General features: G+C 45.6%; 16 protein-coding genes. 12 read left to right on the forward strand and 4 right to left on the reverse strand.

The genetic code is table 11. The features are described 5' to 3' along the window. Window positions 1-28: 28 nt before the first annotated feature. On the reverse strand, window positions 29-2,329 hold the full coding sequence (locus tag ACLSU7_RS14595; RefSeq protein WP_413292651.1) for an ATP-dependent helicase: 2,301 nt from the start codon (window positions 2,327-2,329) through the stop codon (window positions 29-31). 196 nt (window positions 2,330-2,525) lie between these two features. Here ACLSU7_RS14595 and ACLSU7_RS14600 point away from each other — a divergent pair, with 196 nt between their 5' ends. Genes ACLSU7_RS14600 through ACLSU7_RS14610 form a run of 3 tightly spaced genes read left to right on the forward strand, consistent with a single transcriptional unit; the run spans window position 2,526 to window position 5,391 of the window. Then, the gene (locus ACLSU7_RS14600; RefSeq protein WP_413292652.1) at window positions 2,526-3,872 is read left to right on the forward strand and encodes a hypothetical protein; all 1,347 of its coding nucleotides are present in this window, start codon (window positions 2,526-2,528) and stop codon (window positions 3,870-3,872) included. Next, window positions 3,869-4,516 (forward strand): hypothetical protein, encoded by a 648-nt coding sequence (locus tag ACLSU7_RS14605; protein WP_413292653.1) that lies wholly within the window; start codon window positions 3,869-3,871, stop codon window positions 4,514-4,516. The genes ACLSU7_RS14600 and ACLSU7_RS14605 overlap by 4 nt, the downstream gene beginning before the upstream one ends. A gap of 35 nt (window positions 4,517-4,551) precedes the next feature. After that, a complete protein-coding gene (locus ACLSU7_RS14610; RefSeq protein ID WP_413292654.1) occupies window positions 4,552-5,391 on the forward strand; it encodes a class I SAM-dependent methyltransferase in 840 nt (279 codons plus the stop codon). A gap of 116 nt (window positions 5,392-5,507) precedes the next feature. On the opposite strand, the gene ACLSU7_RS14615 is transcribed toward ACLSU7_RS14610, so the two are convergent. Continuing rightward, window positions 5,508-6,317 carry an SPOR domain-containing protein gene (locus tag ACLSU7_RS14615; protein ID WP_413292655.1) on the reverse strand — a complete coding sequence of 270 codons (810 nt, stop codon included), beginning with the start codon at window positions 6,315-6,317 and terminating at the stop codon, window positions 5,508-5,510. A 134-nt stretch (window positions 6,318-6,451) separates the two neighbouring features. Here ACLSU7_RS14615 and ACLSU7_RS14620 point away from each other — a divergent pair, with 134 nt between their 5' ends. Then, window positions 6,452-7,291, forward strand: coding sequence for an inositol monophosphatase family protein (locus tag ACLSU7_RS14620; RefSeq protein WP_413292656.1), 840 nt, complete (start codon window positions 6,452-6,454; stop codon window positions 7,289-7,291). A 19-nt stretch (window positions 7,292-7,310) separates the two neighbouring features. Then, window positions 7,311-7,673 carry a DUF3565 domain-containing protein gene (locus ACLSU7_RS14625; protein WP_413292657.1) on the forward strand — a complete coding sequence of 121 codons (363 nt, stop codon included), beginning with the start codon at window positions 7,311-7,313 and terminating at the stop codon, window positions 7,671-7,673. A gap of 6 nt (window positions 7,674-7,679) precedes the next feature. On the opposite strand, the gene ACLSU7_RS14630 is transcribed toward ACLSU7_RS14625, so the two are convergent. Together ACLSU7_RS14630 and ACLSU7_RS14635 are read right to left on the reverse strand one after the other, a co-directional pair. Then, a complete protein-coding gene (locus tag ACLSU7_RS14630; protein ID WP_413292658.1) occupies window positions 7,680-8,774 on the reverse strand; it encodes a DUF2914 domain-containing protein in 1,095 nt (364 codons plus the stop codon). Between the two features lie 54 nt (window positions 8,775-8,828). Further along, on the reverse strand, window positions 8,829-9,140 hold the full coding sequence (locus ACLSU7_RS14635) for a hypothetical protein (protein ID WP_413292659.1): 312 nt from the start codon (window positions 9,138-9,140) through the stop codon (window positions 8,829-8,831). Between the two features lie 297 nt (window positions 9,141-9,437). Between ACLSU7_RS14635 and fliL the strand changes: the two genes are divergently transcribed. From fliL to fliR, 7 genes are read left to right on the forward strand one after another with little or no spacing between them, the layout of a single operon-like run. Beyond that, window positions 9,438-9,968: a flagellar basal body-associated protein FliL gene (gene fliL, locus ACLSU7_RS14640; RefSeq protein ID WP_413292660.1), complete on the forward strand. Its 531-nt coding sequence runs from the start codon at window positions 9,438-9,440 to the stop codon at window positions 9,966-9,968. A gap of 9 nt (window positions 9,969-9,977) precedes the next feature. Next, window positions 9,978-11,000 (forward strand): flagellar motor switch protein FliM, encoded by a 1,023-nt coding sequence (gene fliM / locus ACLSU7_RS14645; protein ID WP_142701538.1) that lies wholly within the window; start codon window positions 9,978-9,980, stop codon window positions 10,998-11,000. Window positions 11,001-11,008: 8 nt separating this feature from the next. Beyond that, window positions 11,009-11,383: a flagellar motor switch protein FliN gene (fliN, locus tag ACLSU7_RS14650; protein WP_413292661.1), complete on the forward strand. Its 375-nt coding sequence runs from the start codon at window positions 11,009-11,011 to the stop codon at window positions 11,381-11,383. A 10-nt stretch (window positions 11,384-11,393) separates the two neighbouring features. Continuing rightward, window positions 11,394-12,101: a flagellar biosynthetic protein FliO gene (fliO, locus tag ACLSU7_RS14655; RefSeq protein ID WP_413292662.1), complete on the forward strand. Its 708-nt coding sequence runs from the start codon at window positions 11,394-11,396 to the stop codon at window positions 12,099-12,101. Further along, window positions 12,098-12,856 (forward strand): flagellar type III secretion system pore protein FliP, encoded by a 759-nt coding sequence (gene fliP, locus ACLSU7_RS14660; protein WP_142701535.1) that lies wholly within the window; start codon window positions 12,098-12,100, stop codon window positions 12,854-12,856. Before fliO ends, fliP begins: the two co-directional genes overlap by 4 nt. A gap of 8 nt (window positions 12,857-12,864) precedes the next feature. Continuing rightward, a complete protein-coding gene (fliQ, locus tag ACLSU7_RS14665; protein ID WP_142701534.1) occupies window positions 12,865-13,137 on the forward strand; it encodes a flagellar biosynthesis protein FliQ in 273 nt (90 codons plus the stop codon). Window positions 13,138-13,141: 4 nt separating this feature from the next. Further along, complete coding sequence (gene fliR / locus ACLSU7_RS14670) at window positions 13,142-13,921, forward strand: flagellar biosynthetic protein FliR (protein ID WP_413292663.1); 780 nt, start codon at window positions 13,142-13,144, stop codon at window positions 13,919-13,921. The last annotated feature ends 17 nt before the right edge of the window (window positions 13,922-13,938 follow it).

Consider the following 13,938-nt stretch of genomic DNA (forward strand, 5'->3'; position numbering starts at 1 on the left):
AATCAAAAAGGAGTCAACCGGATTTCTATTAAACTCTTTCAAGACGCGCGTACTTAACCACGAATTTTTTAACGGTATTATCCGTGAACATGACGCTAACCTTCAAATTATCGCCGGCACCCTCAGTGGAGTACACAGTCCCGACTCCAAAGGTAGGATGGCGAACACGCATTCCTTTAGAGTAAGAACTCTTGCTGGAAGAGCCCATGTCATCGTAATCCGGGAAATCTTGCGTATCGAAGTCATCGCCACCCGAGCGAGGTTTGTTGCGATCGCTGGAACCCGAGGAAGACCACGCACTTGGGAAGTATTCGTCGGAATTACTACCACTTGTGCCATAGCGCGAGACGAAACGAGGCGCATCAGCCGCTGCGGATTTAAAGTTCACAAACTGCGTCGGGATTTCTTTGATGAAGCGCGATGGAGGATTGAACTGCTCCTGACCCCATACACGGCGCATCTTTGCATACGTCAGCCACAATTTCTGACGGGCGCGAGTCATGCCGACATAGGCCAGGCGGCGTTCTTCCTCAACGTCCTCTTCCGATTCTGATTCAGCACTGCGCGAGCTTGGGAAAAGATTTTCCTCTAAGCCCACGACAAACACATACGGGAATTCCAAGCCTTTGGAGATATGCAGTGTCATCATCGTCACAGAGTTCTGTTCCTGATTCAGGGAATCGACATCATTCACCAAGGCCATTTCCTCAAGGAAGCTGGTCAAAGTGGATTCCTCGCCACGCTCTTTGGCGAATTGAGCGATGGCGTTGTCGAGTTCTTCTAAGTTTTCGATGCGGGCTTGCGCTTCTGGAGACTCGTCTTTTTTCAAAGCCATCAAGTATTCAGAGCGGTCCAAAACGATGTGATAGAAATCAGTCAGCTTAAACGAATTTGCATTGGCAGCAAGCTCTGTCATCAAATCCAGGAATCTGCGAACTTTACCAGAAGTACCTGCATTGAATACACGTTCATTGACGGCTTTTTCCGCGGCTTCCAACAAAGTCATATTTTTTTGGAAAGCCAGCTCTTCGATTTTCTCAACTGTCGTTTTGCCGATACCACGGGCGGGAACATTGATAATGCGTTTGAAGGCAATATCATCAGCAGGATTGATGGAAAGTTTCAAATAACAAATGATGTCTTTGATCTCCATGCGTTCATAGAAACGCACGCCACCGATCAAGCGGTAGGGGATGCCAAAAGTACGAAGTTGTTCCTCCAGCACGCGAGACTGCGCATTGGTGCGGTAAAACACCGCGTAGTCATTGTAAGAGCCTTCGCCTTCGTTCATCATCGTCTGAATAGTTTTTGCGACGAATTTCGCTTCATCATATTCATTGCGCTCTTCGCGCACGTTGATCAGGTCGCCTTCCGTATTGGAAGTGAAAAGAGTTTTGTCTTTACGTTGCGAATTGTTTTTGATCACGGCTGTTGCCGCGTTCACGATATTCGCCGAAGAACGATAGTTTTCCTCAAGCTTCACAACTTTCGCTTCTGGGAAGTCTTTTTCGAAATCCAGAATGTTTTTGATGTCAGCTCCACGCCACGAGTAGATCGATTGATCTTCGTCACCGACCACGCACAGGTTGCGATGGGCCTTTGCCAGCAATTGCACCAAAAGATATTGGATGTGATTCGTATCTTGGTACTCATCCACCATGATGAAACGGAATTTTTGCTGATACTGCGCCAAGATGTCTGGATACATGCGGAAGAGTTCGTAAGTCTTCATCAGAAGATCATCGAAATCCATGCTGTTCGCTTTTTTCATCTCGTTCTCGTAGGCTTTGTACACCTCAACCGTTTTTTGATCCATCAGGCGTTTGTTGCCTTTTTCAAATTGATCGGGAGTCAAACCCATCATCTTGGCGCTGCTGATACGGCCCTGGAAGTTTTTAGCAGGATAAATTTTGTCGTTGATGTTCAAAGCCGTCATAACTTTTTTGATCTGCGCAAGCGAATCAGAAGAGTCATAGATTCCAAAGAACGGTTTATAATCCAAAAGTGTTACGTGCTGGCGCAGAACGCGAACGCAGAAACTATGGAAAGTGGAAATCCAAAGCTGGCTGTGAACTGGAACTTGAAGCTCCGTCAAAAGCTTGTAAATACGATGTTCCATCTCTTTGGCAGCCTTATTTGTAAAGGTCACCATCAGGATTTCTTCGGGGCTCGCAGCGCCGTTGCCGATCATATTAGCCATGCGATGAGTAAGAACGCGGGTCTTACCGGAACCTGCTCCCGCCAGAATCAGAATCGGCCCTTCCAGGGTCTCAACTGCTTCCTTCTGCGCCGGATTCAAATTTTTCGTAACAAATTCCAATACATCCACAAGATGCTCCTCATCCCAGGCGGGCCTTGCCTGTCGTAGCCTTGGCAAAGACAGGTGTCGAAGTTTTAGTGGGACTGACAAAGTTTGTCTATCCCTAAGTTATCATTGAGTTTTTTGTGAACTTCCGCTAAAACTATAACGCATTTGGTCGAAGACCAGCCGGGGCACCTTTTTTATAGTGCCTGGAGAGGACTTTGTGAAGCGCGTTCTTCCTAAAATCACTGCTGTCGTTTTGTTGGCTATGGCTGTCACCGCCTGTTCCGGCCAAGAGGACACGTCACAAGTTTCAGGCTCGGTCGAAGTTCTGTCGCCAGTCAATGATAGCAAAAATGGTTACACGCTGAAATTCATCGAGCTTTCAGGCTTGGATAACTTGCGTGAGGTTTCCGGACGCTTCGTTCGATTTTTTATCAGTCCGCGCATTTTGGACAATCGCCTGAACGGTCCCTCTCCTCAAGGCCGCTTCATTAAAAATTCCGAAGGCAAATACATCCCTGCCAACGATCAAAGCCAGCAGCTTGTTGCGATCTATTCGCACATGCAAAATCTGGCAAAACTGGATGAAGAAGTGGGAGCTGGGGGAGTGAATCACTGGCCCCGTGATATCGGTGTGGCAGTTCGTGAATCCAGTGGTCTTACGAACAATGCCCTTTACGATGGGACGACGGATTCTATTTTGATCGTACCGTACACGAAAGACGATCTTCCGATTGCGGTGAATGGTGGGATCTTAGCCCACGAACATTTCCATTCTTTGTTTTTTAAGCTCGTGATGAAGGGCTTTGATGATCCAAGTGATACTCAAACTGACACGGGCTCTATTCACGATCGCACGGGCTTCATGCAAGCAGCGGGCATTGTTGACGAGAGCACTAGAGCGGCAGCAAATCCTCGCTTGGATGACGGTGGTCTTAAAAAAGGTCATGGTCGCGCCGTGGTTATTTCTGAAAAACTGGTAAAGCGTTATTACAATCGTTACTTCCACCGTGCCTTGAATGAAGGTTTGGCGGACGTGTGGGGATGGATTTATACGGGCGATCCTGATTTCATCGCTTTTTCTTTGCCTGCGTTTAAAGGCCTTCGCACATTGAATGTCGCTGAATATGAAGTGGTAAGTTTGGTGAAAGCTGAACGCTTCCGTGATTTCTCTGCAGCTTATGTAAATTACAGAGATCGTTCGCAGTATGAGGACGACATGCGCGATAAATCTTATCGTCTGGGTACGCAGTACTCTCGCTTGTTAAAACTTTTCACTGAGACAGCTGCTGATGCTCGCAGCGTGGACCCTCAAGAGATGCGTAAGCAAGTTGCGAAATGGATTGTGACGGCGTTGCCTGTTTATCGTCAGGATTTCATCGATACGGATTCTCAAGGTTATTATCCGCCGACACGTTTTCTTTCGGTTCTGGCAAGTGTGATTCCAGATTTGAATCAAAAGGAATGTGAATTCCTGGCCGAGGTTGTGAATTCTACAGAAGAGAATACGGCTAAGACCTGTGTGGCTTCTGGAAAACGCTTTGATCTGACAGAGGCTAAGAAATGAAATTGGTTCTAGCAGTCCTGTCTTTATTTATGAGCTTGAATGCTTACGCTCAGACGGCGACGAATGCGGCAGCTGCAGCTGCGTCTTCTGCGCCTCAAGAGACGCGCATGAAGCGTCCTGTACTAATTCCGAAATTGAATCAGTTGCAATTGTATCCATTGGCTTTAGATATTCGCTATGAAAAAGACTCCGCTGAAAACTATATGGAACAAAAGCCACAGAATTTGAGTTTTGCGTATCGCACGAATGCCTGGTCAGTTTTGTTTGAATATTCTAAATTCAGTCAGGAATCTGGCAACTCCACATTGAATATCAAACGCGATCACGAAGAAATGTTGCTGTGGGGACGTTGGCATTTGTGGCGTTTACAGAAAAAATCGATGAGAGTTTCGGTTTACGGTGGCGGCAGTCTTGGAACTTATAAAGAAGACATAACGACGACCCTGTCTGGCGCCAGCCAAAAAGATACCACAGGAGCAAAGTTTCTGGGCGGTTTGGCAGCAGGCGCAGATATCTCTTATGATTTCACGAAATATTTCGGTGTGATTGCCGCTGCTGAAGGTCGCGGTTTGATGGGACAAGAGCTTGATCCGAATCCCACGTTCGGCGGAGTTATTCGTACCGGAATTTATTACGCTTGGTAGTGTACTTTACTTTTAAAAAAAGATAGAAGCGATTCATGAAAAAACCCCTAGAAGAAATGCGCGACGGTCAGTCGATCGAGTTACTCAAAGAACTTCACATTCTGACCCGCGATGGAAAAATCAATCAAGACAGTCGCCGAAAATTAAAACAGGTCTATCACCTGTACAATTTCATCGAGCCCTTGTTGAAAGACCTTCAAGCAACGGGTGACGACGTTACCCTGGTCGATCATGGAGCGGGGAAGTCTTACCTGGGTTTCATCATCTATGATTTATTCTTTAAAAGCCTCACCAGCAAAGGTCACGTGTACGGTATTGAAACCCGAGAGGAACTGGTTAAAAAATCCGTCGAGTTGCAAGGAAAGTTAAACTTTCCAAACATGTCTTTTCTGCCTTTGTTAGTGGCGGAAGCAACTGAATCTAAACTCCTGCCGGAAAAAATCGGTTTGGTGACAGCACTGCATGCTTGCGATACCGCGACTGACGACGCCATTGATTTTGCTTTGAAGAAAAAAGCGAAGCACATCGTACTCGTTCCATGTTGCCAGGCCGAAATGGCCAAAGTCCTTCGTCAAAATAAAGCCAAGCAACTTGCAAGTCCGCTGACAGAAATCTGGCGCCATCCGATTCATACCCGCGAATTCGGTAGCCACCTGACGAATGTTTTGCGCAGTCTTCGATTGGAAGCCCATGGCTATCAAGTGACCGTTACGGAGCTTGTTGGATTCGAACATTCCATGAAAAACGAACTGATCATTGCTACTAAAAAAGAAGGCCCTCGCCAACGCGCGGCCGATCGTTTGAATTGGATCCTGGAAGAACTTAATTTAAAAGAGATGACGGAGCGTTTTTCCACTACGACTCTCCCTAAATAAATTTAGAAAACTTACCTCTAAAAAACAAAAAACCCTATCTTTGAAAAGATAGGGTTTTTTTTGCGAGTTTGATTGTGTGCACTCCGATTTTTCCGGAGTGGACCGAGTAAGGAAGATTACTCAGTAATTTTTTGAACGATCGCAGAGGAAACTTTGGCTTTGCTGATCAATTCAGTTCTGTAAGAAGCAGCTTCTTTAGAAGTTGCAAACTGACCTACGCTCACGCGGTACCAAGTTTTACCTTTGATATTCGCTGGTACGTAGAATGCGCTGTAACCTTTTGTTTTCAAATCAGAAGCAAATTTTTGTGCTTCAGCTTCATCAGCATAGGAAGCCACTTGCACTGTGAATTTACCAACAGTGTATTGCGCAACGTTTTGCGGCAATGAAGAAGGAATGCGGGATTCAGCAGTTGCTGGTTTAGCCGCAGGAGCTGTGCGAGTTTGTGGAGCTTTACCAGCTGCCAAATCTTTTGCTACAGAAGAAGGTTCTGCTTTTTCACCGTGTGCCGCTGTTGCTGCAGGAGCACCGTGAGCGGCTGGAGCTTCACCGTGTTTTGCAGTTTCAGTTTTAGCTGGAGCACCGTGTGCTGGAGCAGCTTCACCATGGCCCACAGCAGGAGCCGCTTCGCCATGACCACCCGCTGCTTCACCGTGACCGGCTGCTACTGGCTTTTCGTCAGCAACGAACTCTTCAGCAAGCTTTGCGATCTCTTCATCAGTCATCGCGCCAGATTTAGATTCAGTTGCCGTCGCGCCGTGCTCAGACGCCACTTCACGAGTTGCTGTTTTACTTGGCTCAAGTTGTGAAATCGTGTGTTGGTTGTCACTAAAGTTCTTACCGGCGAACAAACCCACCGAAAAAGAAAGAAGAGAGATGAACAAAACTATCACTAGTTTTACAACCGTATCTGATTTCGCTGCCATTTTTTGAATCCTCATAATGTTAAAACCCGCGTAAATGCTTAAGTTTAGGGCCCTTCCTTTGGCCTTACATCCATGGTAGCTTTAAGTCCTGGAACCGGTCAATAACCTGACGGTCCTGACTTGTGAGGTACATCGTGGAAAGCAGCGTAAAATCAACAGATTGGAAGCAGGTCTTAGGTACGGCAATCAAAGCTGTGAGCCTGGGGCGAGAAGTGCTTCTCAATTATTTCGGTAACTTAGAGCACATCGAACACAAATTCCAGGCTGGACTTGTGTCTGAGGCCGACAAAGAATCAGAACGAGTCATCTCCGATTACCTAAAGAAAAATTTTCCTGACATAGAGTTTCTTGGAGAGGAATCTTATGCCGCTGGGGCGAAAGTCCAGTGGGAAACCGCAGGGGCCCGCGGGCGTTGGATTCTAGATCCGTTAGATGGAACAACGAATTACATTCATCGCTTTCCAATTTTTTGTATCAGCTTAGGGTTAGAAATTAACGGACAAATTCAGCTTGCAGTGATTGAAGTGCCGATGCTGAATGAAACATACACAGCGATTCGCGGTGAAGGTGCTTACGTGAATGGTCGCAAGCTTTCCATCACTAAAAATGAAAAACTGGAAGACGCTTTGTTGGCAACGGGTTTCGTCGCAGAACACGAGCATGTTATTTCTGAACAATTAAAAATATTCACCGATGTTGTTCGTAAAGCGCGCGGTGTGCGTCGCCCTGGTGCTGCCGCTTATGATTTAGCGCAAGTTGCTCGCGGTGTGTTTGATGGGTATTGGGAGCGTAATATTCAGCCGTGGGATGCAGCTGCAGGGATTTTGTTAGTCGAAGAAGCAGGTGGAGTTGTTGAAACTTATCGCGGCGAAAAATACAATCCGTATAAGAATTCAATCATCGCGGGACCTGCCGCCATCGTAAAACAACTGCAAAGTGCCCTGGCGCCTCATCTAAGCCCAGAAACTAATTAATCTAAATCCAGAGGACGGTATGAATCAAAGCATCGTCGGCTATCTCACTGATTCGGAAAACCACTGGGTTGCAAAACTTGAGTGTGGTCATGTTCAGCATGTCAGACATGATCCGCCGTGGATGGTGCGTGAATGGGTGTTGACTGCCGAAGGGCGTGAGAAGCATCTGGGCATTGAGTTGGATTGTAAGGTTTGCGATGAGTTGGCAGAGCGCTTTAAAGAGCGATTGCTGCCAAAACTACGTGCGGCTTTAAATGATTCGTATGAGTCTGCTGGTATTAGCGGCCTTTGCGAGGAAGGCCGATGGGAAGTTGCCGTATCTTCACTGGAGAACGTGGCAATTGGTGAGATCATCCACGAATCCTCAAAAAGTCTGGCGTAGTCTTTCCTACATGATCTCGGTTGTGAAGGTACGGTTTTCTGAACTCATTTCATTCTTCATCACATTAAAGTAAATACGACCGATTTCGCGACCGTCAGTGGTTTCAACACTGACTCTTCCTTCGCCTGCAGCGTAATTTTGTTTTACTGCGAATCCTCTGAAACCATTTTTTCTGCCGCCGGAAATTTTCATCGGCACTTTATCGGTGCTGATCCATCCCTGGCGTGGATCTTTGTAATACCAATGCACTATAACAGAATCACTAAAGCGTGCAGGGGAGTAGATCTGCGCAAAGAAATAAATTTTATCACCGGGCTCTGCTAAAAATTCCTGATCTCCTGTTTTCCAGAATCTCCAGGAAGGGTTTTCATGAGACAGCAAATAATTACCTTCGGATTTTTCGATGTTGTGATAAATTCCCATGTTCTGAACGGATAAAGGAACGGGTGGAATCCAACCGATGAAATACAAAATCAGAAACAATCCTAAAACCCCAAAGCCCGGTACCGCTAAGGTTCTGAGCAAAAGTTTTTTGTTATCGACTTTCTTGGTGAGTAAAGCAAAGGCGCCATAGATAACTGCTGCGGTCAGGGCAATGGAAAGCAGGAATGTCGTCACACCCACAAAACCCAGTAGGACCGGAATGGTCATCGAGAAAAATGCGAATAAGCAGATGACGTATAAGGCGACTTTTAAATCGACAGCGGCCTTCTGAACACTTTTAAGTTCGTTGGCCACCATGATACCCATCATTAAAACAACAAAGACAATCGATGAAAAGATCGAGGCGCTTTTTAGGAAAAACAAAGAATAGACGCTGAGCAAACTTCCCAATAGGAAATGCACCGCTAGATTTCGGTACTCCCAGTACTTCGATACGCGGGGAGAAACGGTCACCAGATTATGGGTGCTTAAGAAGTCATAGAATAGAATCAAGCCGATGACTCCCAAATAGACCACTTGTTGCACGATGCTTAAGGGGTCATCGATATCTGAAAGAGTCAGAACGTCAAAGATGAATCCGCCCAAGAAAAAGGCGATGTCCACTTTGGTTTCATTTTTTTCGTAGTAATCCAGAAGGCGTTGTTTCAGTGCTGTCATGGATTTATCCTAACCAGATGGTTAGGATAAATCCATTAAGAAAGCCTTTTCTAACTAATGGGTGAATTTTGATTTGATAGTTTCAATACCGTGTTCAACTTTTTCACCCCAGCGGGCCATAAAGCCTTTTGCTTGATCATCGGTGATATTGTATTGAGCCATCAGAGCATGAACTTTTTGAGTTGCTGCTTCTTTGGACATGCCGGTTTTTTCGCAGATCATATTGATTAAATCGTCGGGGCTTTTTAAGGCATCTTTGATTTGAGCATCGGACAGATTCAAGTTAGCGAACTGAGCTTTAAGTGCGGAGGACATTTCTCCGAATTTGCTTTGAAGGCCTCCCACAGTTTGATTTTGGTTATCCATATAGAATCTCCTTTTCGTGTGCGTGGACCCGCTTCTATTATGAACCTATCTGGCGGTTCTCACTATAGACCTAGGTCCGTGGATGACAAGAGACACAGTCAACTTTACTTCGCCAAACTTTTGACTACCGTCATAAAAATTTTGTAGGGAAACATTTTCCCCCGGGGCAAAAATTGCCTGTAATCAAATATGTTAGACCGCAGGATAGGCCCCTGGACCGAAGGCGTGTTGGCATTCCAGTTGCTTACAATTTCCATGAGACCACTCCCATCTGTGGTCGTTCATCATGGAGGATGAATGGCAGAAGAAAAAGCGGCGGCAGCTGAAGCAGCTCCGTCTGGCGGTTCAGGACAAAAGCCTATACTTCTTATCGCTCTAGCAGTGATCAATATGCTCATCGTCGCAGGCGTGGGCTTTATGCTTTTCAAAAACAAGCAAAAAGAAGCAGCAGAACCTAAAATCGAACATGTGATTAAAGGTGAAGCGGAAGCTCAACATAAAGAAGAAGCTGAAGAAAAAGAGTTGGTCGGCAAAGTCGTTCCACTTGAAACATTCATCGTCAATCTTGCGGGTTCCAAAGGTCGCCGTGTTGCCAAGGTCAATATTGAGCTTGAGCTAAAAGGCGAAAAAGCTGCCGAAGAAATCGATAAACGTAAAGCGCAAATCCGCGACATCATTATTATTATTCTTTCTTCCAAAACTTATGAAGAAGTTTCGACTCGTGAGGGTCGCGACAGCTTGAAAAATGAAATCAAAGACACGATTAACTCCTTCCTGGTTCAAGGGAAGATTTCAAACGTGCTCTTTACTGAGTTCTTATACAACTAAGGCAGGGCTATGAATCAGGTTCTTTCACAGAGTGAAGTTGATGCGCTTTTAGCCGCGGTTTCCGACGGGGATGTTGCCTCGTCTGATTCACCCAAGTCAGATGATGGCCAAGGTGGCGGCGGTGGTGGCAGCAACGGTAAAGTTGAAGAGCGCAAAATTATATCTTACGACTTAACCAGCCAGGACCGTATTATCCGCGGTCGCTTGCCTCAGCTGGAAGTTATTTACGAAAAGTTCATGAGAGCTTTCCGTGTTTCTTTGTCTTCAGCTCTTCGCAAAATCGCGTCGATCACTTTGACGGGTACGGAATTCCTGAAATTCGGTGAGTTTATCAATACTTTGCCAATGCCAACATGCATGTGCGTTCTGCGTTTTGGTAATTTGCGTGGTTCAGCTTTGTTCGTGATCGAAAGTAAACTGGCTTACGCTTTGGTGGACAGTTTTTTCGGTGGTGCTGATCGTCCTTACACTAAAATCGACGGTAAAGACTTTACTCCGATCGAACTTCAGATCGTACAAAAAGTCGTGGGTCTTGCGATCAACGATCTGGAAACAGCTTGGGCGTCTGTTGAAAAAATTGGTTGTTCTTTTGTTCGTACCGAAGTGAATCCACAGTTCGTAGGTATCGTGCCTCCGACAGACGTTGTTATCGCTTCGACATTTGACGTTGAGCTTGAAAACGCATCGGGTACGGTTTCGATCGTTATCCCTTACGCGACGATCGAGCCGATCAAGCAAAAATTATCTACAGGTTTCCAAGTTGAGTCTGACCAAACTGACAAGAAATTGTGGACTTCCACAATTCAAGAACAGCTTTTGGAAACAGATTTGGAAATCAAAGTGAACTTGGGTGAAACCGAGATCAAACTTCGCGACATGATGGGCTTGAAAGTAGGGGATGTGATTCCTTTGGATCAAGATGCCACGGGCGAGTTTGAAGTTGAAATTGAAGGTATCAAAAAGTTTTTAGGTTATTACGGAATACATCATGGAACCGTGGCTGTCCAAGTGACTCGTCCGGTAATCAAGTAGGGGGATAAATGACAGACGATAAATTGGACGACTTGGCAGATCAGTTAATGGCAGAAGCTTCAGGGATGGCGGCGGAATCCGCAGCTCCTAAGAAAGAAGCTAATGGTAACTCTATCGTTAAAGATAGAAATTTGAATTTGATCCTGGATATTCCATTGAAAGTAACAGTGGAGTTGGGTCGTACAAAAATGCCAGTGAGTGAGCTTTTGAATCTGACTCAAGGTAGCGTTATTGAATTGAATAAATTGGCCGGTGAGCCAATGGAAGTTTATGTGAACGACAAGTTGATCGCACGCGGTGAAGCCGTGGTGGTGAATGAGAAGTTCGGTGTACGTTTGACTGATATCATTTCTCCGGCTGAACGCGTAGAGCAGCTGAAGTAAGAGGTTTTTAATGAAGTGGATTCTTTCTCTTCTTTTTGTGATTTCCGTATCTGCTCAAGCGGCAGACAAAGAGGCCCCTACCTCTGAGGCAGCTCCAACAGCTGTCACGGCAGAAGCGACAACCGACGCAGCAGCGACGGCGACATCGGCTGATGCTGTGGCGACAAAAGATTTGCCGAAAATCGACAATCGCAAAGAGTCTGAAATTCCACTTAATCTGGAAAAACAAAAAAATGCTGGAACTGAAGGCTCAAGCTGGTTCCGCATTTTGATGACACTTTCAATTTTGGGTGCGGTGGCTTGCGGTGCTTTTATCTTTTTGCGCAAGTACTCGATCCCAAAAGAAAGAAAACACCAGACGCAGATCAAAGTTTTGCAACAGCATTACCTGGGTCCTAAGAAAAGTTTGGCAATCGTTCGCGTAGCCGGTGAGTCCATCCTGATCGGCGTGACGGATCATAACATCTCGATGATTAAATCCCTTTCTTTGTTGGATGATGAAGTTCCAGAAGAAGCTCCAAAAAGTTTCGGTAAAACAATGGCAACTTTTGATGAAGACGAAGAAGAAGGGCAATTCAGCAGCGAGCCCAAAGAACGTGTTTCGTTCAAAAGCCGTGCTAAAGAATCCGCGAACACGGACGTTGACGACGAATTTGCTATCAGCGGAATCAAAGATATCGTTTCAAAACGTTTGAAAGGTATGAGGAATTTTCAGTGAATTTTAAGAAACTGACTCTTTGGAGTTTGATTCTGCTTCCCTTGATTTTGCTGACAAGTTCACATGCTTTTGCGCAGGTGACTTTGCCAACAGTGAATCTGGGTTTCAAAACTTCTGACAACCCAAATGAAGTTGTAAATGCTATTAAACTAGTTCTGATCATGACCGTGCTGACTTTGGCGCCGGGAATCCTGATCATGATGACGGGTTTTACTCGTATCATCATCGTCTTGTCTTTCTTAAGACAGGCCATGGGTGTTCAACAAATGCCACCGAATCAATTGTTGGTGGGGTTGTCTTTGTTCCTGACTTTCTTTGTGATGCAACCGGCATTCAATGAAATCAACACCAAAGGTGTTCAGCCTTATTTGAAAGGCACGATTTCTCAAGAGGCAGCGATTGAGAACTCCCTGGCTCCTTTGCGTAAGTTCATGTTCAACCAGACACGTGATGCGGATCTGGCTTTATTCGTGAAACTTTCTAAAGTTGAAAAACCTAAAACACGTGCGGAAGTACCCACGATGGTTTTGGTTCCGGCATTTGTGGTTTCTGAACTTAAAACAGCTTTCCAGATCGGTTTCATTATCTTCCTGCCATTCCTGGTGATCGACATCGTCGCTTCCAGTGTTTTGATGGCAATGGGTATGATGATGCTTCCGCCGATTGTGATTTCTCTTCCATTTAAAATTATGCTTTTCGTACTTGTCGACGGTTGGGGTTTGCTGATCGGTTCGATGGTAAAAAGTTTCGGTTGAGGTAATAGATGACTGAAGAATTAGTAATTAAGCTGGGTCAGGATGCTTTAAGAACAACAGCAATGTTGTCGGCACCTCTTTTGATCAGCACTCTGGTTGTGGGTTTGGCGGTTTCGATTTTCCAAGCATTGACTCAGATCAATGAGGCGACTTTGACGTTCATTCCGAAAATGATCGTGGTTGCCGTGGTGGTGGTTTTAGCCGGGCCGTGGATGATGGACGTTTTAACCACATACACTTCGACCTTGATTGAAAATATTCCTGCCATGGTCAGGGAATAGCTGAATGCTAAATTGGACGGCACTTACAGAAGCACAAATCCTCCTTTTCGCGCTGATCTTTCTGCGCATGGTGGCTTTTGTGATTGCCTCCGCTTTCTTTGGAGCTGGCAACATCCCGGCTCCCGTAAAGATTTTATTGTCCCTGATCCTGAGCGTGCTTTTGTTTCCGATTGTTAAAATCGGCAACGTGGATTACCTGACGATCTCCAATGAAATCATATCCTTAGCTATCCGTGAACTGATGGTTGGATTGCTGCTGGGTTTTTTAACCCGCATCTTCTTTTTCGTTGTCTCTATGGTGGGGGATCTTATCGCGATGAGCGTGGGTTTGTCTGCTGGTCAGATGTATAATCCATTGCTAGGCACCTCTGGAAATGCGATGGAATCTTTTTACTCCACTCTGGGGACGTTGGTTTTTCTCGCAATCAACGGACACCATATTCTGATTCGTGCCATTGTCGAGAGTTATACGTTGGTTCCGGTCAGCTCATTGAGCTTGAATGTTGGGCCCTTCGCGGAAATGGCGATGTTTGGTCAAACTACTTTTATTCTTACAATTAAGATGTGCGCCCCTGTGTTGGTGACGATTCTGCTGGTGAATTTATCGATGGGTATCCTCGGTAGAGCGGTTCCCCAGATTAACGTCCTGGTTACGAGCATGCCAGTGTCAATTATGATCGGTATGACGGTTGTTTTCATCTGTTTGCCATTGATGGTTTCCGAGATGAATGGACTGGTCGAAATCACGGCCAGTCAACTGTTCAAAGTGATGAAAGCATTGTAGAATTTTAAGAGAGAGAT

It is taken from the genome of Bdellovibrio sp. HCB185ZH (genome assembly GCF_047302455.1).
In the GTDB taxonomy this organism is placed as follows: Bacteria; Bdellovibrionota; Bdellovibrionia; order Bdellovibrionales; family Bdellovibrionaceae; genus Bdellovibrio.

What these genes read in the sequence shown, in the direction of transcription:
- fliQ (WP_142701534.1), top strand. Translation starts at nt 12,865, where the DNA reads ATGACTGAAGAATTAGTAATTAAGCTGGGTCAGGATGCTTTAAGAACA.
- fliO (WP_413292662.1), top strand. Translation starts at nt 11,394, where the DNA reads ATGAAGTGGATTCTTTCTCTTCTTTTTGTGATTTCCGTATCTGCTCAA.
- fliR (WP_413292663.1), top strand. Translation starts at nt 13,142, where the DNA reads ATGCTAAATTGGACGGCACTTACAGAAGCACAAATCCTCCTTTTCGCG.
- ACLSU7_RS14605 (WP_413292653.1), top strand. Translation starts at nt 3,869, where the DNA reads ATGAAATTGGTTCTAGCAGTCCTGTCTTTATTTATGAGCTTGAATGCT.
- ACLSU7_RS14610 (WP_413292654.1), top strand. Translation starts at nt 4,552, where the DNA reads ATGAAAAAACCCCTAGAAGAAATGCGCGACGGTCAGTCGATCGAGTTA.
- fliM (WP_142701538.1), top strand. Translation starts at nt 9,978, where the DNA reads ATGAATCAGGTTCTTTCACAGAGTGAAGTTGATGCGCTTTTAGCCGCG.
- ACLSU7_RS14615 (WP_413292655.1), bottom strand. Translation starts at nt 6,317, where the DNA reads ATGGCAGCGAAATCAGATACGGTTGTAAAACTAGTGATAGTTTTGTTC.
- fliN (WP_413292661.1), top strand. Translation starts at nt 11,009, where the DNA reads ATGACAGACGATAAATTGGACGACTTGGCAGATCAGTTAATGGCAGAA.
- fliL (WP_413292660.1), top strand. Translation starts at nt 9,438, where the DNA reads ATGGCAGAAGAAAAAGCGGCGGCAGCTGAAGCAGCTCCGTCTGGCGGT.
- ACLSU7_RS14630 (WP_413292658.1), bottom strand. Translation starts at nt 8,774, where the DNA reads ATGACAGCACTGAAACAACGCCTTCTGGATTACTACGAAAAAAATGAA.
- ACLSU7_RS14625 (WP_413292657.1), top strand. Translation starts at nt 7,311, where the DNA reads ATGAATCAAAGCATCGTCGGCTATCTCACTGATTCGGAAAACCACTGG.
- ACLSU7_RS14635 (WP_413292659.1), bottom strand. Translation starts at nt 9,140, where the DNA reads ATGGATAACCAAAATCAAACTGTGGGAGGCCTTCAAAGCAAATTCGGA.